Below are 16548 nucleotides of genomic sequence, written 5' to 3'. Positions count from 1 at the left end.
GCCGCCTCACTTGTCCAGCGGGAGCCGAGCCGTCTCGGTCACGCGGTCGAAGAAGGCCGCGTTGCAGGTGTGGTACACCAGCTCGGCCACCTCCGCGTCCCGGAACGACTTGCGGCACCGCTCCACCATCGCGTCGGTCACCTGCCACGGGGCCGCGGTCAACGTCTCCGCCAGCGCCAGCGCCGCCTGTTCGGCTTCGGTCAGGTGCTTGCGGTCGCCGTCCAGCTTCCAGATCTCGTCCTCACTCACCCCGGCCTTGAGCAGACGGCCGTGGGCGACCGCCAGCGCGTACCAGGCGCGATCCTGACGGGCGGCCACCCACGCGACCTGCGCCTTCAGCTTCGCGCTCAGCGTGCCCTTCTCGGTCGCGGCCTTCAGCCCCGCGATGCGCCCCTTCGTCGATTTCGGGAAGTTCGCGAGCAGCGCCACCCAGTTCGGCGCGGCCCCGTCGGTCCACACCTCCGCGACCGCTTTGGCGTCGGCCAGCGGGAGAACGGCGGCGCGCTTCTCCTTCCACAGCGCTTCCACCTTGTCGCGCGCCTCCAGCGGCGGGCGGGCGGCCAGTTTCACCGGCGCGACGCGGGTCTCCTGCTTCGCGTACTTGTCCGAGGTCGGCGTCTTGAAGGTGCTGAAGTCGGCCTTCGCGCCTTCCTTCTTGAAGCGAGCGCCGTCGTCCTCGCCGGGGATGTTGAGGCCGTCGGTCCAGCGGTTAGTGGAATTGTACCCGGCCACGGTGACCAGAATCTCGGTCACCTGCGCCGCGGTGTAGTGCTTCTTGAGTTCGTCCACGTCCGCTGCGGTGACCAGGTGCGGGGCGTGGGTCAGCTTCTTGGTGAACGCGTAGGCCGCGCGCTCCTTGGGGGGCGCGGCGAGCCAGTCGCTGTCGAGGGCGGCGATGTCGTCGTCCGACACGCCCGCGCCGAGCAGCTTGTACTCCTGGTGCCCCAGGCAGTAGTAGCAGTTGTTCGCCCGGGACGTGATCCAGAACAGTTTGACCTTGAAGGTGTTGTCGAGCGTCATCGCGGGGTCGGGGTCGCGGCTGAAGCCCGAGTCGCGCAGGTCCGGCGGCAGGTAGTACGCGCGGAAGGCTCCGTTGTTCACGCGGGCGAGCGGGTTGTTCGCGTCGGCCGGCGGGAGCGGCAGGCGCGGCTTCGCCTTCTTGTGCCCCTCGAGCAGTTCCTTTTCGGCGTCGCGGGTCGCCCCGACCGGCTTCGAGGTCTCCTGAACCGCGGGGTCGGCCGCGGGCGCGGCGATGAGTAGCGCGAGCGTGAGAGAGGTCATGGCTGGCGGTCCTCTTTCGTGATTGCGAGCCTGGGCTCGGTGACCACCGTGTAGGCCACCTTCTTGGCGCGGGTCTTGGCCGCGTCCTTGTCCGCGAGCGTGAGAGAAACGGTGTAGCTGTACCCGGTGCCCTTGGGCAGCCCGTCGCCCTCGATCTTGTAATCCGCGAGCTTGCTGCGGTTGATGTCGTCGTCGACGAACAGCACCGGCGGCGAGCCGGCCGCGAGGTCCTGCGGGGTCTTCCCCGCCTTCCAGGCGTCGAGCGCGCCCACGAGCGCGGCACGCGACGACTCCGGGGTGGCGGCCATCGGGAGCGGCTTCGGGTCGCCGCACCCGGTGACGGCCAACGCAACGGCCAACAGCGAAAGACGGGTGTTCATGGGAGCGCCACCACCTCGCCGCCGCTCATGGACCCCATCGCGCGCCAGGTCGCGAGCGGGATCGAGTTGGCCACGAACCGCACGCTGCCGTCGCACAGCGCGACGTTCACCCCGCCGGTGTGCTGGCTCCGGGCGGCCGTGCCGATGCGCCCGCTCGGGTACATGCACGAGCGCGAGTTCGGCGGCCCGACGTGGAAGTAGATGGTGTTCGAGTGGTAGCCGTAGATCCACGGCGCGCCCACATCGGCCATGCCGTTCACCTGGGCCATCTCGGCGGGCGTGAGTGCCTCGCACATGGCGTAGGCCTCGTCGGCGTTGTTCGGGTACTTGGCCCCGATGTTGGACGTTTGCCCGAGCCGGAACGTATTGCTCGGCGACACCACCCCGGCGTTGAAGCTCCCGGTCTGGTGCTCGCTGGCCATCGCGGTGTTGCTCGTGCCGTCGCTGATGGACGTGAGCTTGGTCGCGCTGTTGAGGCAGAACGGCCCGTCCGGCCCCGGCATCCCGGCGTTGGGAGCGGCGGTCGTCGGCAGCCCCCACAGCACCTGGCTCCCCTGGTTCACCCGGTAGTTGGTAGGCGCCCACGCCGCGGGGAACGACGCGTTCGGGTCCGACGGGCACACGAACGACTTGACCTTACTCCCGGCCGCGGTGACGTTACCAGCAGGGGTCCCGGACGGGTGCGCCGGGCTGTACGAAACGCTGAAGTCGATCAGCTTGTAAACGTTGTCCTGCTCCATGTACGGCAGGATGTATGCGTGGGCGGAAAAGCTGTTGGCGTCGCGCCCCGGGGGCAGCGTGCCCCGGGCGTCGTGGTACGAGTGCAGCGCGATGGCGAACTGTTTCAGGTTGTTCTGGCAGCTCATGCGGGCCGCCGCCTCGCGCACCTTCTGAACGGCGGGCAGCAACAAACCGATCAGAATGGCGATGATCGCGATAACGACAAGCAGCTCGATCAGAGTAAAGCCGGAGGTCCGGCCGGTCGAACGGGCCATGAAACGATCCCCTCGCGAATGAGTCAAATGAGTGCGTCGGCCGCCCATGTGAGAGCGCGCGAACGGGTCGCGCGTGATCCGCGCGTTTGACGTCAGGTGATTCGGCTTCGGGTGCGCGCAGCACGGCCGCGCGATCCGATCAGCCGATTCGCGGGGGGTGGAAAATGGCGCCGGCCCGACGAACGGGCCGCGGAGATGTGGAATCGTGGTCGCGCGCGTGTCGCGCGCCGTCGGGCTCCGGACCACAGAAGCCCTTGACCAGGTCTTTCACCTCGACCGGCGGGGTTGTGGTCTGCGGAACCGGCAGGCCCTTCTCAACGGGCGCGCCAGAGCAGTTCGGCCCCTGGCACGGCTTCGGCGCGGGCGGAACGGCGGGTTCGGCTTGCGGCGCCGTGACCGGTTCCGCCTCGACCAGCGCGTATGGGTTCCCGGAATGGCCGCCGCACCCGGCTTCGGCCCGGGTCGGTGTCTGACAAGCGACCACCATAACGGCAGCCACCCACCAGCATCGGCGGAGGGAGGAGAGGGAATCCATAGTGGGCGCCAAAACGACGAATCGTCTTGAAGATATTCGCACCCAAGGTCCGACGCAACAAGAAAACCGAACAGGTAGCTTCGCAGCTTCTCTCCAACCGCCTGCTGGAGCAACGGACCGCAACGAACGAGCAGAGCCCAAAACCAAAAAGCCCCGGCCCGGCCGACCGCATCGCGCGATCGGCCGGGCCGTGAATCTGCCGGTTGGCCGTTACCGCTGTTCCGGCAAAGGAACGCTTCGCGCGCTTCAGTTCCCGCCGACCGGTTCGCCCTTGGCCGCAACCGTCAGAACCTCCAGGGCGTCAACGTTGCCGCTGTTGCTAGCACCCCCGAGCAGCACCACGCGGTCCGTGCCGAACGGCACCAGCCGCGCGACCATGCGGCCCTTCGCGGCGGCGCCCACCTTCTCCCACTTGTCCCCGGCGTCGGTGAGCCGGTACAGCGCGCCCGAGGAGGTGCTCATGACGAGTTTCCCGCCGGCGGTGCAGGCGGCCGGCGAGAACGCCGTTCGATCGGTACCGGGGAACTCCGGCCCGGTGCTCCATTTACCGGTTTCGACATCGAGCACGTCCACCTTCCGGTCGGTGCCTTCGGCGCCCAGCCCGGCGAGCACGTACACCTTGTTGCCGACCGCCGCTGCGGTCAGGGCGCGGCGTTTGAACGGCTGCGGAACCGACTTCCATTCCGGCTTCGCGCTCGTGAGGTCGAGGACCAAGGCCGTGTCGTGCCACACCGGCTTCTCGCCCTTCCCCCGCATCTGCCACCCGCCGACCACCACTAGCTTGTCGCCGGCAACGACCACGTCGTGCGACGAGCGGCCGGCCGGCAGCCCCGCGATCTCTTCCCACTTGCCGGTTTTCGGGTCGAACCTGGCGCACTCCGCGAGGGAGGTGTTGTCGGACGGCTCGCCGGGCGCGTTCTTCGGCTGCATCCCGCCCACGCGGTACACGCTCCCCTTGTGGGCCGCCAAGTTCACGCCCTGGAGAATGGGGCCGCCGGGCAGCTCTTCCCACTTCGTCCCGCCGTCCAGCTTGAGCCGCGAGAACGTGCCCAGCACGGACGTGGTGTCGTAGCTGTGGGTCTTACCGGCGTGCCCGCCGTACACGTACACATAGCCGTCGCACGCGATCGCGCCGAAGCTCGACACGGCCTTCGGCAGCGGCGGCAGTTGCGGCGCCTTCACCGCATCAGCTCCGGCTACATGCGCAGCGCCGGTCAGTACCGCGAGGCACAGGATTGAAGCTCGCACCATCTTGTAATTCCCTTTGCGTGGGTTGTGTCTTTTGGGAGGATATTAAGGCAACGTCGCGACTTCACCGCCGTTGCGGGAGCCGAGCGCTTTGAAGGTGTTCGCGTCGATCCCGTCGCGAAGGAACTGCACGGACCCGTCGGCCATCACGAAGTTGGCCCCGCCGCCGTGCTCGCTCCGGAACGTGCCCGTGCTGGCGCCGGCGTAAGACCCGTCCCGCAGGTTCAGACCGCCGTTCGTGCCGGTCCAGTTGTAGAAGTAGCCGTAGGCCCACACCGGCCCGTTCGTTGAAGGGACACCGGCAGGCTTGAAGTCGCACTCGCCCGCAAGCAGCGTGTTCGAAGCGCCGTCGGTGATCCCGACGATCGTGGTCGGCGAGTTCCCGCCCGGGTCGCGCTGCGATGGGTCGGCCGAATACTTGGCGTTGCGGATCGGCAGAACCACACCGTCGCACGCCTTACCCACATAAGCGCCGTAGGTGGCGTCGTAACAGGTCGCCGTACCGGAGGAGAACACGTAACTCGACGGCGCACGGTTCTCTCCCGAGCCGGCCTGCCCCAGCGCCCCGCCTTCGGTGGCACTCGGCGGGGTCATCGACGGACAGGTATACGTCGGGATTTGCATCCGCTGCAACATCGCGTTGGTGTAGCCGTCACCGTCGCTGTCGTCGGTGCTGTTTCGCGGCAGCTTCGGGTTCCACCGCCGGGCCACATTATCCTGCTCCAGGTACGGCAGGATCAGGATCCACCCGGACACGTAGCTGGCAACCTCTTCCCCCGTCTGGTAATAGCTCACCGCGTAAGGGAACTTGTTGTTGGAGTCGTGGTAGTTGTGCGCCGCGAGCCCGATCTGCTTGAGGTTGTTCTGGCACTTCATCCGCGCGGCCGCGGCGCGCACCTTCTGCACCGCGGGCAGCAACAGCCCGATCAGGATCGCGATGATCGCGATCACCACCAACAGTTCGATCAGCGTGAAACCGGCGCGAGCGGACGCGCGCCCTGCGACTCGGGACATGGGAAGCTCCGTCAGCGTCATCCCGTGCTCCGCGAATGCGGGAGCGGGACGTGGGTAGGGGAAACCTCTCCGGGGTGCCGGAGAACTCACCGACCGCGTCGCGTACGGGAGGACGGCTCAAGGCCGCGCCGACGGAAGCTAGCGGAACGGACTAGTTATGAGAACCAGTCTCAACAAGACCACTATCAGCCTAAGCCGCCCGGCGAACTCGTCAAGCCGATAGTGCAGAAAAGCGATACGGTTTCCCCGCGGGTGTTTCGCGCCGCGGCGGGCGGGAAATCGCTAAGACGATTCCGACGCCAGCTTTTCCGCACTCGCCACAAGGAGCCGTGATGAAGGGCAACCAAACGGTCATCGACGCACTCAACCGGGCGCTCACCATCGAGCTGACCGCGATCAACCAGTACTTCATTCAGTCCAGGATGTGCAAGAACTGGGGGTTCATGAAACTCGCCCACAAGCACTACGAAGAGTCCATCGGCGAGATGAAGCACGCGGACAAGATCATCGAGCGCGTGCTGTTCCTGGACGGAACGCCCGAGATCGCCCGGTACGACGTGATCCGCGTGGGAACCGATGTTAAGGAGCAGTTCGAGTACGACCTGAAGCTCGAGACCGGCGGCGTGGTCGCTTACAACGAACTCGTGGACCTGTGCATCAAGGTGAAGGACAACGGGACGCACAAGCTCGCGCTCGAGATCCTGCACGACTCCGAGGAGCACGTGGACTGGCTCGAAACGCAACTCGGGCTGATCGACAAGATCGGGCTGGAGCGCTACTTGGCCGAGCACATGTTCGGCGACGACGACGAGGCGTAAACGGCGAGGTACGCGCTCACCTCGCGGTGGCAGCAGTTGCACCCGGTCCCGGCCTCGGTCGCCCGGCGCACCTCTTTCACGGTGCGCAACCCGAGTTCGACGATCGCGCTGATAATGGTCTGCTCGGTCACCTGGAGGCACCGGCACACCACCCGGTCCGGACAGCTCCCCACGGCCGGGCACGTGCGACACGAGCCGGTGCAATCCTCGGCCTGGTTCAGCTCCATCGGCCCACGCCCCATGCTACTGAGATGCAATCTCATGGCATATTAGTTGCGCACCGATCAGCGTGCAACGTTGAAGGTGTGAAAAAGCCGGTAGTGCGGGTTCGGTCTGTTACACCGAACGCCGATTTCTCAGCACAGCCCACATCTCCGCGTTGAGGACTTCGAGTCACAAGTTATCAGGCCAGCAAGTCGCAAATCCGCAAGCAATTGCCAGCATTGAATTTGCGACTTTAACACTTTCGACGGTCGGACTTTTGACCCGAGGCCCTAAAATTCTGTCGTCCCACTCGCACTACCGGTTCGGCACATGACCCCACAACCGCCCTCACCGCCCCCCGCGGCCGGGAGCGGCGCGGTACCCGATACACCCGGCGACCGGCTCGTTCGCGCCCCGGTCGCCGAGCGGCCGGCGGTGCTTTTGGCCGTCGCCCAGGCGGTTGCGGCCCACACAGACCTCGCCGCGCTGCTCCGCGACCTGTCGCAGGCGCTCGGGCCGCACCTCCCCAGGGGATATCTCAGCTTCGCCCTGCTCGAACCGCACTCGCACGCCGGGAAGCTCCAGTTCCTCGAACCCGTCGGCGGCGGCCCGGCCCCGAAGCCGGCGGACACCCCAACCGAGCTGCCCGCCGGCGAGTCCCCTACCGCGCATGTGTGGGACACCCAGGAGCCGCTCTGGCTCGACGTAACGGCCGACGGCCGGTTCCCGGTGCTGCGGACCGCGTTCGCCAAACAGGGCGTGCGGTGCGCATGCTTCGTGCCGCTCACCACCCCGCGGCGCAAGCTCGGGGCGATGGCGTTCACCAGTTACCTTCCGTTGAGCCCCGCCCCCGATGACATCAACTTCGCCCTTCAGGTGGGGCGGCTGGTCGCGCTCGCGGTCGAAGGCGCGCTCACGCGCCATGAGTTGGAGCGGGCCAACGCCCGGCTCGCGGCGGAGAAGCTGTACCTCGAAGAGGAGATCCGCGCCGACCGGCGGATGCACGAGGTGGTCGGCGACAGCCGGACCCTCCAGGAGGTGCTGAAGCAGGTCGAGGTGGTCGCCCCGACCGACTCCGCGGTCCTCGTCACTGGCGAAACCGGCACCGGTAAGGAACTCGTCGCACGGGCCGTCCACCGGTTGAGCGCCCGGAGCGAGCGAACGTTCGTGAAGCTGAACTGCGCTGCCATCCCGACGGGACTGCTGGAGAGCGAGCTGTTCGGCCACGAGAAGGGCGCGTTCACCGGCGCCGTGGAGCGCCGGCTCGGGCGGTTCGAGCTGGCCGACGGCGGCACCCTGTTCCTCGACGAGGTCGGCGACATCCCGCAGGAACTCCAACCGAAACTACTGCGGGTGCTCCAGGAGCAGGAGTTCGAGCGGCTCGGCAGTGCCAAAACCGTCAAGGTGAACGTGCGGCTGGTTGCGGCGACGCACCGGAACCTCGCGAAGCTGGTCGCGGAGGGGAAGTTCCGGTCGGACCTGTACTACCGGCTGCACGTGTTCCCGGTCCACTTACCGGCTCTGCGGGACCGGCGCGAGGACATCCCGTCGCTGGTGCGGCATTTCGTGGCGCTTTTCGCTCAGCGGTTCGGTAAGCGGATCGAGACGATCCCGGCGGAGGCGATGGCCGCCCTGGAGCGGTACTCGTGGCCGGGGAACGTGCGCGAGCTGCAACACCTCATCGAACGTGCGGTGATCCTCACCACCGGCTCAGAGCTGCGCGTCCCACTCGGTGAACTCGTGCCCACAACAGCCGAGCCCCCCTCCCACCCACGGCCCGCGGTCGCACTCACGATCCCGCCCACCTCCCCCGCAGAGCCCCCGCCGCAACTCAATGCGCTCCGTGAAAGCGAGCGCGATCTGATCCGTCGGGCGCTCGACCGATGCGGGTGGGTCATCGGCGGCCCGAACGGCGCCGCCGCGCAGCTCGGGCTGAAGCGCACTACGCTTCTGTCGCGTATGAAGAAGCTCGGACTCACGCGAGACGGCGGGAATGTCGAAATTTCGACACCCGAGTGACGACGCGACGAAATTTCGACACCACTCCCGACGGCTCTCCTGCTCGCTTCACGCCCTCGCCGCAATAAGTGGGCGAAAGTCACATCGCGGCACGAGTCGGCGGCGTTGCGTCAATCTTCGCGCGCTACACGCGGGCATTGGTATGCGACGTGCAATACATCCAACACTCTCTTCGTTCGTTACTCGCGTTATTACTCCCGAGGATCGTCATGTCGCGTCCGCGCCGGGGCTTTACGCTCATTGAGTTACTCGTTGTCATCGCGATCATCGCCATCTTAATTGGCTTGCTGCTGCCCGCCGTCCAGAAGGTGCGTGAAGCGGCCGCCCGGATGAAGTGCCAGAACAACCTCAAGCAATTCGGCTTGGCCGCACACAACTACGAGAGTACGAACGCGACCCTGCCACCGACCCAGCACACGACAGTCATCAACGGCAACACTCGGTCGTCCGGGGCGCCGACTCAGGCGTTACTGCTGCCCTACTTCGAGCAGGCGAACAAGTTCAATCAGTTCAACATGAACTACAACGTGAACAGCGACGCCGCGATCGACGCCTCAATCCCGGCCCTCACGAACGCTAATGCAAACGCACGCACCGGCGACGTGCCGGTGTACTTGTGCCCGTCTGACCCGTCCACTCAAACCTACGGCACCGCCGGGCGTCAGAGCTACTTCGCTTCGCTTGGAGCGTATGCCAACTACCGCGGGGGCAATAGCCAACTCGACGGCATCTTTTCAATCCCCTACCCGTCCAACGGGCAGACGATGAAAGGGTTCCCGATCACCGCGATTACCGACGGCACTAGCAACACGGTCATGTTCGCCGAGGTGATGCGATCCCGTGACACCAACTCGAGTACCGGGAGCGGAATCCGGGACAACATCACTGTCATCATCAGCAGCAGTGACACCGGGTACAATGAGACCGACGGCACAACAATTAGCATGTGCCAGGATGGGAGCAACTGGAGCAGTTCGATCAAGTACGTCGGGCACCAGTATTACCGCAACTTGCCGTCCAACTTCGTGTTCACACACACGCTACCAGTGAACTGGAACAAGCGGGTTCCCAGCGGCACTCAGCGGTACAGTTGTGGTAACAGTGCATTTACTTCAATGCACATCGCGGCTAGCAGCTACCACACCGGGGGCGCGAATGTTTGCATGGGCGACGGAAGCGTGCGTTTTGTCACGGACTCGACTTCTGTTACCGCTTGGCGCGCGATGGGCACACGGGCGGGTGGTGAAGTAATCTCGGAATAACGATCTGTTACAGGGGCCGCCCGCGGCGCACCGCGGGCGGCTTTATTTTCACCACACCTAGGAGAATACAATGGGCCGCGGCGTACTTCTGCTGCTCGGTGTTTTTGCCCTGATCGGTTGTTCGGAGTCTTCCCGGTCTGTGACGGATAGCCCTGGTACTGATGCGACGCTACGAGAAGTGGGAGGCATGATCCAACTGTACAGTGGCGAACACAAAAAAGGGCCGAAGAAACCCACCGACTTCGCGAAGTACGAAAATGGTTATCCGCTGGGATACCAAGCGGTGCAGTCAGGTGAAGTAGTTGTAGTTTGGGGCGCCAAGGTTGGCGGTGAAGGTGAAGCCGCCTCCGGACCAGCAGACGTAATCGCCTACGAAAAGAAATCACCCACTGAAGGCGGCTGGGTACTGCTTCAGAACCTGAAAACCAAGCAAATGACCGCCGAGGAGTTCAAAGCCGCTCCCAAAGCAAAATAACGATACGCCGTCAACGAAGCGAGCCGCCGGGATTCATCCCGGCGGCTCGCTTCGTTGACTGTGAGCCTCAATCAGAACGCAGTTGCAACAACCAATTCCGGTGCCGGCTACTTCACCTCGACCGGCTCGCTCTCCCGTCCCACTCGGTCGAGCGCCGTCACCACGATCCTTCCCGTCTCGGGCACTGCAATCGCGCCAGACGCGTCAGAAACGTTCACGGCCCACCGATCGCCCGTTTGGGCACGCACGACCACGAATCGCGTTCCTGGGGCCGTTTTCACGCGAAGAACGGCCTTCCCGCCAGCCATCTCCCGAACTGCCTCCGGTTTCGCAGGGGTGTTCCCCTTTGCGAGCCAGTTGGACGCGGGCACCAAGGCCGGTTCGGCGTAGACCTTCTTCAACTCGTCCGCGATCCCGCCCGTGTTGCGCACCAGGGCTTTTGCGCTGAAGTGAACCGCGCCGTCGGTGTCGCTGCGCTGACGAGTGACCGCGATCTGGTCGCCGATCTCCTTCGCGCTCCACCCTTTCGCGGCGCCGGTCACGCGGCTGGTGTACAGCCCGGGCCAAAGGTGCCGCTTTTTCGTGTTCTCACCCGCCCACCAGTCCAGCAGCTTCGGGAAGCTCTGCTTCTCCTGAGCGATCGGCCAGTAGAGTTGCGGCGTGAAGTAATCGACCCAGCCCTCGTTGAACCATAGCTTCGCATCGGCGTAGAGTTCGGCGTACTGGTCCAGGCCCGCGATGCCCGCGGGGTGCCCCGGGCGCCAGATGCCGAACGGGCTGATGCCCACCTTCACCCAGGGCTTCGCCTTCTTGGTCTCCTCATACATCCGGCGAACGAACACGTTCACCGCGTCGCGGCGCCAGTCGTCGCGGGACAGCTTGCCGCCCTGCTTCTGGTACGCCTCCCAGGTGTCGTCGTCGGGGAACGGGATCACCTTCCCGTCGGGGCCCTTTTCCTTGTACGGGTAGAAGTAATCGTCGATGTGGATGCCGTCGATGTCGTACCGCTTCACCACGTCCAGGAACACGCGGAGCGAGTGCTCCTGCACCTCGGGGTTCGTGGGGTTCATCCAGGCGTGCGTGCCGTAGGGCTTCGCGAGGTCCGGGCGCTTCTTGGTCAGGTGATCGGCCGGCGCCGGCGACTTGGCCGACGGGTGCCGTGCCCGGTACGGGTTGAACCACGCGTGCAGTTCCAGCCCCCGCGTGTGCGCCTCCGTCACCGCGAACGCGAGCGGGTCGTACCCGGGCGCCTTCCCGATCTGGCCCGTCAGGTACTCGCTCCACGGCTCCAGTTCCGAGGCGTACAGCGCGTCGGCCATCGGCCGCACCTGGAAGATGACCGCGTTGAGCTTCAGTTCCACCGCGTTGTCGAGGATCGCGAGCAGCTCTTTCTTCTGCTGGTCGGCGGGCAGCCCGGGCTTGCTGGGCCAGTCGATGTTCGAGACGGTGGCGACCCACACCGCGCGGAACTCGCGTTTCAGAGCGGGCGGGTCCGCGGCGCGCGCGGGCGCGCAGAGGCCCAGGGCCGTGAGCCCGAGGAGCAATCGCAGCATGAATCACCCTTTCAGGAGACGCGAACCGATCGGCCGAAGGCCCGGCGGACGGCCCCTTCGGCCGGTTCGCGAACGAATGACAGCGGATCGGCGGTGAGCCCGCGGTCCGCGAGCGCGGCGCGGAAGCGCTCGCGGTAGCAGCCCGCGCCGAACACCCCGCCGGCGAGGGCGACCGGGAAGGACGCGCCGAAGCCCAGCGCTTTAGCGGCGGCGGCGGCGGCGGCGGCGAGTTCGCCCGCGGCCTCGCGGACGATGTGATCAGCGGTCGGGTCGCCATCTTCAGCAACGTCGAGCACTACCGGGGCGAGCGCCGCGAGCGCCGCCCGGTCGCACCCGCGGTACACGAACTCGACCAGTTCTTGGGGCCGCGTCAATTTCAGCGCCGCAAGCAGCCGCTCCGTCAGCGGCGTGGGCGCGATGCGGCCGTCGGCGGCGCGGACCGCGGCGCGAAGCCCGGCGAGCGCCAGCGAGTACCCGCTCCCCTCGTCGCCGAGCAGCGGCCCCCACCCGCCGGCGCGGGTCGTTGTGCCGTCGGCGCGGCGGCCGTACGCCATCGAGCCCGTCCCCGCGACCACCGCGACGCCGACCCCGTCGGGGGTTCCGGCGGCCAGCAGCAGGGCCGCGTCTTCGACCACCTCGACGGCCGCGGAAAGCCGCACGCGGGCGGCCCACTCCCGCACGATTTCCTGGTCACCGGGGCGTCCGGCACCGGCCAGCCCGAGGCACGCCGCGCGCACCGCGGCGCGCGGCAGGTGCGCCGCGGCGAACGCCTTTGTGGTGGCCTCGTTGAGCGCCGCCAGGGCCGCGTCCGTGCCCACCGCGTGCCGGTTCGACGGCCCGGCCTCGCCGCGCCCGAGCAGCTTCCAGCCGCCCTCGGAGCCGGCGTCCGGTACCGCGAGGAGTGCCACCGTGCCCGTGCCCCCGCCGTCGATCCCGAGAACCACGTTCTCCGGAGCAACCTTCGCATGACCGTTCTTGTGGTGGTGCCCGTTTTTGCCGTTGGTGCCGTTGGTCGTGATGGCGGCCCGCACGAGGCCGTTCGTGCGCTGAAGCCGGTCACGCGCGTCATCGGCCGAAACGCCCGCGAGCTGAGCAACCAGAGCGGTTTTCAGCTCGCGTCCGCACGTCTCCAGCAGCCGATCGGCGGCGGTGTGGTCCAGCCCCGTCGCTTCCCGAACGATGCGGTTGGTCCGCACCCGGAGCTTCTCGTTGGTGGCGCGAACGTCCACCATCAGGTTGCCGTAAGTCTTACCCAGTTTGACCATTGCGCCGGTGCTGAGGACGTTGAGTACGAGCTTGGTTGCGGTCCCAGCCTTCAGCCGCGTCGATCCGCTGAGCACCTCGGGACCGACGACCGGCGTGATCGCAAGATCCACGCGGGAAATGATTTCCGCGCCCGGGTTGCACGACAACCCGATGGTGAACGCCCCGACCGAGCGGGCGTAATCGACCGCGGAAAGCACGTAAGGGGTGCGACCGCTCGTCGCGATGCCGACGAGCACATCGGCCGCCGAAAGCGCGATGCCCTTGAGGTCCGTAACGCCGAACTCGGGATTGTCTTCGGCCCCCTCAATGGCCCGCGTCAGCGCGCCGGAGCCGCCCGCGATGAGCCCGACCACCAGCCCTGGGGGCACGTTAAATGTCGGCGGGCACTCGCTGGCGTCGAGTACCCCGAGCCGACCGGAGGTGCCCGCCCCGATGTAGACGAGCCGCCCGCCGGCGCGGAGCCGGTCGGCGATGACTTCGACACCACGCGCCAGGGCTTCGGCCTGCGACGCCACCGCCGGAACGACCGCCGCGTCCTCGCCGAGCATCAACCGCACGAACTGAAGTGATGAAATCTCATCGAGTTCGGTCGACGCCGGGTTCCGCGCTTCGGTTTGCAGGTGGTCCATAGAAATTCGCCGACCTCCGGGTCGCGTCGTCGGGCTGATGGTAACTGTCGAAGTGACCCCGGCTATGCAACGGACGTGCCGCGTTTGCGGCGCCACATGACACAGTACGCGATCACTTGCAACACGAGCGCGACCAGCACCGTCGTTCCAGCGCCGATCGGGGCGAACCACGGCCACGCGATCAGCGTCCCCTTATAGAAGGAGGGCACCGGCAGGTTCTCCGTTATTCCGGACGATGGGAGCCACACCGTAAACACCGTTGCAAAACCGCACACCAGACCCGTCAGTGCGGCCCAGGATTGAACAAACCGTTTTGTGCTACCCAGAAGGAACAACCCGAGTAGGAGTCCGGTCGTGAACCCGGCGACCGCGAGCACCTGCTGAACTACGCTTTTGTTCCCGCCCGCCTTATACGCGCCGTAAGCGACGCCCATTTGCGCCAGCCCCCACACCGCGGTCATCACGCGCGAGAGCAGCACATAGTGCCATTCCTCCCGGTTCGGCCGCAGCGGCCGGTAGAAGTCGGTGACCACCGCGTTCGCCGAGCTGTTCAGTGACGACGAGAGCGTGGACATCGCCGCGGCCAGCACAGCGGCGACCAGTACCCCGACCACGCCGGTCGGGAGCTTCGTCACGATGAACAGCCCGAACACCTCGTCGTTGCGCTTCCCGGCGGCCTCGGGAAACTGTCCGCCCTCCAACAGCAGGTACATCCCGACGCCGACCGCGAGGAACAGCAGGAACTGGGCGAGCACCACGAACCCGCTCAGCACCAGCGCGAGCCGGGCCTGACCGAGCGACTTCGCGCACAGGTAGCGTTGAACCATGAGCTGGTCGGCGCCGTGGCTGGCCATCGAGAACACCGCCCCGCCAATCACGCCGGCCCAGATGTTCAGGTCAACGGTAGGCCGGAACTCCGCGTCGATGAGCCGGAACTTCCCGACGGCCTCCCCTTCGGTCAGGAACTGGTCCCACCCGCCCGGCAGGAGTTTCAGCACGAACACGCCCGCGAGGACCGCACCGGCGATCTTGATGATGAACTGGATCAGGTCGGTCCAAATGACGGCCTTCATCCCGCCGAGGTAGGTGTAAACGATCGTGACCACGCCCACAACAACAATCGCCGGCGTCACCCCGCCGAGCACGAACTGGAGCAGCAGCGCGGTGAGGAAGATGCGGAGCCCGTCCGCAACGGTCCGGGTGAGGAGGAACAGCCCGCTGGCCACCCGCTGCACGGACGGGTCGAACCGCTCCTTGAGCACCTGGTACGCGCTGAACAGTTCGCCGTTCATGTACTGCGGCAGCAGCAGCCACGCGACTAGGCACCGCCCGATGATGTACCCGAACGACAACTGCAGGAAGGTGAAGTTCCCGCCCGCGGGGTTGAACGACAGCCCGGGGACGCTCAGGAAGGTGACGGCACTCGTCTCGGTGGCGACGATGGACACGAGCACCATGAACCAGCCGATGTTGCGCCCGCCGACGAAGTAGGTGCGCAGGTCTTTCTGCGCGCGGGTGAACCACACGCCGAGGAGCGTCATCCCGAGGACGTACATTCCGACGATGGCGAGGTCGAGCGGCAAGAGTTGCGGCATGAGGAGTGGTCCGGCGGAAAAGCAGTAGAGCGGTCTGATCAGTAGAGCAAGGACGACTCACGCGCCTTGCGAAAGTCGGCCTCGTCGGCGTCCCACGCGCCCGCGACTTGGCGCCACGCGGCGCCGGCTTCGAGCGCGAGCCGCTCACGGTCGCTACCGAACAGCAGGTCGATCGCGGGGCGGTCCGAAACGAATTCGTATTCCTCGGTCCGCCATGCGAACCGCGTGCCGGACAGCGCGCGCATCTCCGCGAGAACCGCCAGCCCTGTTCGGACCGGTAAAAAGTTCGCGCGGTCGGTGACGTGGAGCTGAACGCCGCCGCAGTCCAGCCCGGCGAACTTCTGAAACGTGGGTCGGAACCACGCTGGGCGGAACCGCACCCCGGGCAGGCGCTCGGCCTCCAGGCGCCGGGCCAGTTCCGCCCCGTCGAGCCACGGCGCGCCGACCAGCTCGAACGGCCGCGTCGTCCCGCGCCCTTCGGAAAGGTTGGTCCCTTCGATCAGGCACAGCCCCGGATAAACGGTCGCGGTGTCGGGGGTGGGCATGTTCGGCGACGGCAGCACCCACGGTAGCCCCGTCCGTTCAAACTCCGAACCGCGCGCCCAGCCCTCACACGGAATCACTTCGAGCCGAACGTTCGGCGCCCGGTGCTTTTGATAGAAGAGTGCGAGTTCGCCCATCGTGAGCCCGTGCCGCGTGGCGATGTTGTGCGGCCCGACGAAGCTCTCGAACCCCGCGCGCAGCGCCGGCCCTTCCACCGCGAGCCCGCCGAGCGGGTTCGGCCGGTCCAGCACCACCACCGCCACGCCGCTCTCCGCGCACGCCTCCAGGCAGTAGAGCATCGTCGCCTGGAACGTGTAGTACCGGGCTCCGATGTCCTGAAGGTCGATGACCAGCACGTCGAGCCCGCGGAGCTGGTCGGCGGTCGGCTTGAGGCTCGCGAAGGTGCTCCCGTAAAGGCTGTGGACGCGGAGCGCGCCGGCGTCCGCGTGCCCAACGCCGATGAGGTCTTGTGCGGTGCCGTGGAACCCGTGCTCCGGGCCGAACAGCGCGCGGAGTTCAACGCCGGGCGCCCCCGCCAGAAGTTCCGCCGCGTGCCGCAGCCGGGCGTCCACCGACGCCGGGTGACACACGAGCCCGACCCGGCGGTCGCGGAGCGGGGCGAAATCGGAGGCGCAGAGAACGTCGAGGCCACTCCGGACGACCGGCATTGTGGGGCTCCCATCGGGTCGGGACGAGTTGCCGTTGTAACGAATTCCCGGCCCCGCGACCGC

At 66.6% G+C, this 16548-nt stretch carries 14 protein-coding genes and 2 pseudogenes; 4 read left to right on the top strand and 12 right to left on the bottom strand.

The window, feature by feature from the left end; translation table 11 throughout:
- Positions 1-6 precede the first annotated feature (6 nt).
- The 6 genes from R5W23_RS02790 to R5W23_RS02765 form a co-directional block, all read right to left on the bottom strand.
- Positions 7-1281 (bottom strand): carboxymuconolactone decarboxylase family protein, encoded by a 1275-nt coding sequence (locus R5W23_RS02790; protein ID WP_320685003.1) that lies wholly within the window; start codon positions 1279-1281, stop codon positions 7-9.
- Positions 1278-1661 (bottom strand): hypothetical protein, encoded by a 384-nt coding sequence (locus R5W23_RS02785; protein ID WP_320685002.1) that lies wholly within the window; start codon positions 1659-1661, stop codon positions 1278-1280. The genes R5W23_RS02790 and R5W23_RS02785 overlap by 4 nt, the downstream gene beginning before the upstream one ends.
- Positions 1658-2656: a DUF1559 domain-containing protein gene (locus tag R5W23_RS02780; RefSeq protein WP_320685001.1), complete on the bottom strand. Its 999-nt coding sequence runs from the start codon at positions 2654-2656 to the stop codon at positions 1658-1660. The genes R5W23_RS02785 and R5W23_RS02780 overlap by 4 nt, the downstream gene beginning before the upstream one ends.
- Positions 2657-2795: 139 nt before the next feature.
- Positions 2796-3143: a hypothetical protein gene (locus R5W23_RS02775; RefSeq protein ID WP_320685000.1), complete on the bottom strand. Its 348-nt coding sequence runs from the start codon at positions 3141-3143 to the stop codon at positions 2796-2798.
- A 294-nt stretch (positions 3144-3437) separates the two neighbouring features.
- A complete protein-coding gene (locus R5W23_RS02770) occupies positions 3438-4442 on the bottom strand; it encodes a Kelch repeat-containing protein (protein ID WP_320684999.1) in 1005 nt (334 codons plus the stop codon).
- Between the two features lie 42 nt (positions 4443-4484).
- Positions 4485-5453, bottom strand: coding sequence for a DUF1559 domain-containing protein (locus tag R5W23_RS02765; protein WP_320684998.1), 969 nt, complete (start codon positions 5451-5453; stop codon positions 4485-4487).
- Positions 5454-5785: 332 nt separating this feature from the next.
- On the opposite strand from R5W23_RS02765, the gene bfr reads away from it, so the two are divergent.
- On the top strand, positions 5786-6271 hold the full coding sequence (gene bfr / locus R5W23_RS02760) for a bacterioferritin (protein ID WP_261190126.1): 486 nt from the start codon (positions 5786-5788) through the stop codon (positions 6269-6271).
- Here bfr and R5W23_RS02755 read toward each other — a convergent pair.
- The gene (locus R5W23_RS02755) at positions 6229-6534 is read right to left on the bottom strand and encodes a (2Fe-2S)-binding protein (protein WP_320684997.1); all 306 of its coding nucleotides are present in this window, start codon (positions 6532-6534) and stop codon (positions 6229-6231) included. The genes bfr and R5W23_RS02755 overlap by 43 nt on opposite strands.
- A gap of 271 nt (positions 6535-6805) precedes the next feature.
- Between R5W23_RS02755 and R5W23_RS02750 the strand changes: the two genes are divergently transcribed.
- The 3 genes from R5W23_RS02750 (at position 6806) to R5W23_RS02740 (ending at position 10231) form a co-directional block, all read left to right on the top strand.
- Complete coding sequence (locus tag R5W23_RS02750; RefSeq protein WP_320684996.1) at positions 6806-8494, top strand: sigma-54-dependent Fis family transcriptional regulator; 1689 nt, start codon at positions 6806-6808, stop codon at positions 8492-8494.
- A 209-nt stretch (positions 8495-8703) separates the two neighbouring features.
- Complete coding sequence (locus R5W23_RS02745; RefSeq protein WP_261190129.1) at positions 8704-9756, top strand: DUF1559 domain-containing protein; 1053 nt, start codon at positions 8704-8706, stop codon at positions 9754-9756.
- A gap of 70 nt (positions 9757-9826) precedes the next feature.
- Positions 9827-10231: a hypothetical protein gene (locus tag R5W23_RS02740; protein WP_320684995.1), complete on the top strand. Its 405-nt coding sequence runs from the start codon at positions 9827-9829 to the stop codon at positions 10229-10231.
- A 107-nt stretch (positions 10232-10338) separates the two neighbouring features.
- On the opposite strand, the gene R5W23_RS02735 is transcribed toward R5W23_RS02740, so the two are convergent.
- The 5 genes and pseudogenes from R5W23_RS02735 to R5W23_RS02720 all read right to left on the bottom strand — a co-directional run bounded on the left by R5W23_RS02735 (position 10339) and on the right by R5W23_RS02720 (position 16485).
- Positions 10339-11784, bottom strand: a complete 1446-nt coding sequence (locus R5W23_RS02735; RefSeq protein WP_320684994.1) for a glycoside hydrolase family 10 protein — start codon at positions 11782-11784, stop codon at positions 10339-10341.
- A gap of 11 nt (positions 11785-11795) precedes the next feature.
- Positions 11796-12710, bottom strand: a pseudogene (locus R5W23_RS32565) (N-acetylglucosamine kinase); the annotation flags it as partial.
- Between the two features lie 90 nt (positions 12711-12800).
- A pseudogene (gene murQ / locus R5W23_RS32560) lies at positions 12801-13679 on the bottom strand (N-acetylmuramic acid 6-phosphate etherase); the annotation flags it as partial.
- Between the two features lie 62 nt (positions 13680-13741).
- The gene (locus R5W23_RS02725; RefSeq protein ID WP_261189857.1) at positions 13742-15274 is read right to left on the bottom strand and encodes a sodium:solute symporter family transporter; all 1533 of its coding nucleotides are present in this window, start codon (positions 15272-15274) and stop codon (positions 13742-13744) included.
- Positions 15275-15312: 38 nt separating this feature from the next.
- Complete coding sequence (locus tag R5W23_RS02720; protein WP_320684992.1) at positions 15313-16485, bottom strand: exo-beta-N-acetylmuramidase NamZ family protein; 1173 nt, start codon at positions 16483-16485, stop codon at positions 15313-15315.
- Positions 16486-16548 lie beyond the last annotated feature (63 nt).

Origin of the sequence: Gemmata algarum (assembly GCF_034097035.1) — a bacterium.
Taxonomy (GTDB): domain Bacteria; phylum Planctomycetota; class Planctomycetia; order Gemmatales; family Gemmataceae; genus Gemmata; species Gemmata algarum.
Note: the sequence above shows the minus strand (reverse complement) of the source record. Positions and strands in the feature narration are given on the sequence as shown.

What these genes read in the sequence shown, in the direction of transcription:
- R5W23_RS02765 (WP_320684998.1), bottom strand. Translation starts at nt 5,453, where the DNA reads ATGTCCCGAGTCGCAGGGCGCGCGTCCGCTCGCGCCGGTTTCACGCTG.
- R5W23_RS02720 (WP_320684992.1), bottom strand. Translation starts at nt 16,485, where the DNA reads ATGCCGGTCGTCCGGAGTGGCCTCGACGTTCTCTGCGCCTCCGATTTC.
- R5W23_RS02750 (WP_320684996.1), top strand. Translation starts at nt 6,806, where the DNA reads ATGACCCCACAACCGCCCTCACCGCCCCCCGCGGCCGGGAGCGGCGCG.
- R5W23_RS02740 (WP_320684995.1), top strand. Translation starts at nt 9,827, where the DNA reads ATGGGCCGCGGCGTACTTCTGCTGCTCGGTGTTTTTGCCCTGATCGGT.
- R5W23_RS02755 (WP_320684997.1), bottom strand. Translation starts at nt 6,534, where the DNA reads ATGAGATTGCATCTCAGTAGCATGGGGCGTGGGCCGATGGAGCTGAAC.
- R5W23_RS02780 (WP_320685001.1), bottom strand. Translation starts at nt 2,656, where the DNA reads ATGGCCCGTTCGACCGGCCGGACCTCCGGCTTTACTCTGATCGAGCTG.
- R5W23_RS02775 (WP_320685000.1), bottom strand. Translation starts at nt 3,143, where the DNA reads ATGGTGGTCGCTTGTCAGACACCGACCCGGGCCGAAGCCGGGTGCGGC.
- R5W23_RS02725 (WP_261189857.1), bottom strand. Translation starts at nt 15,274, where the DNA reads ATGCCGCAACTCTTGCCGCTCGACCTCGCCATCGTCGGAATGTACGTC.
- R5W23_RS02790 (WP_320685003.1), bottom strand. Translation starts at nt 1,281, where the DNA reads ATGACCTCTCTCACGCTCGCGCTACTCATCGCCGCGCCCGCGGCCGAC.
- R5W23_RS02770 (WP_320684999.1), bottom strand. Translation starts at nt 4,442, where the DNA reads ATGGTGCGAGCTTCAATCCTGTGCCTCGCGGTACTGACCGGCGCTGCG.
- R5W23_RS02785 (WP_320685002.1), bottom strand. Translation starts at nt 1,661, where the DNA reads ATGAACACCCGTCTTTCGCTGTTGGCCGTTGCGTTGGCCGTCACCGGG.
- bfr (WP_261190126.1), top strand. Translation starts at nt 5,786, where the DNA reads ATGAAGGGCAACCAAACGGTCATCGACGCACTCAACCGGGCGCTCACC.
- R5W23_RS02735 (WP_320684994.1), bottom strand. Translation starts at nt 11,784, where the DNA reads ATGCTGCGATTGCTCCTCGGGCTCACGGCCCTGGGCCTCTGCGCGCCC.
- R5W23_RS02745 (WP_261190129.1), top strand. Translation starts at nt 8,704, where the DNA reads ATGTCGCGTCCGCGCCGGGGCTTTACGCTCATTGAGTTACTCGTTGTC.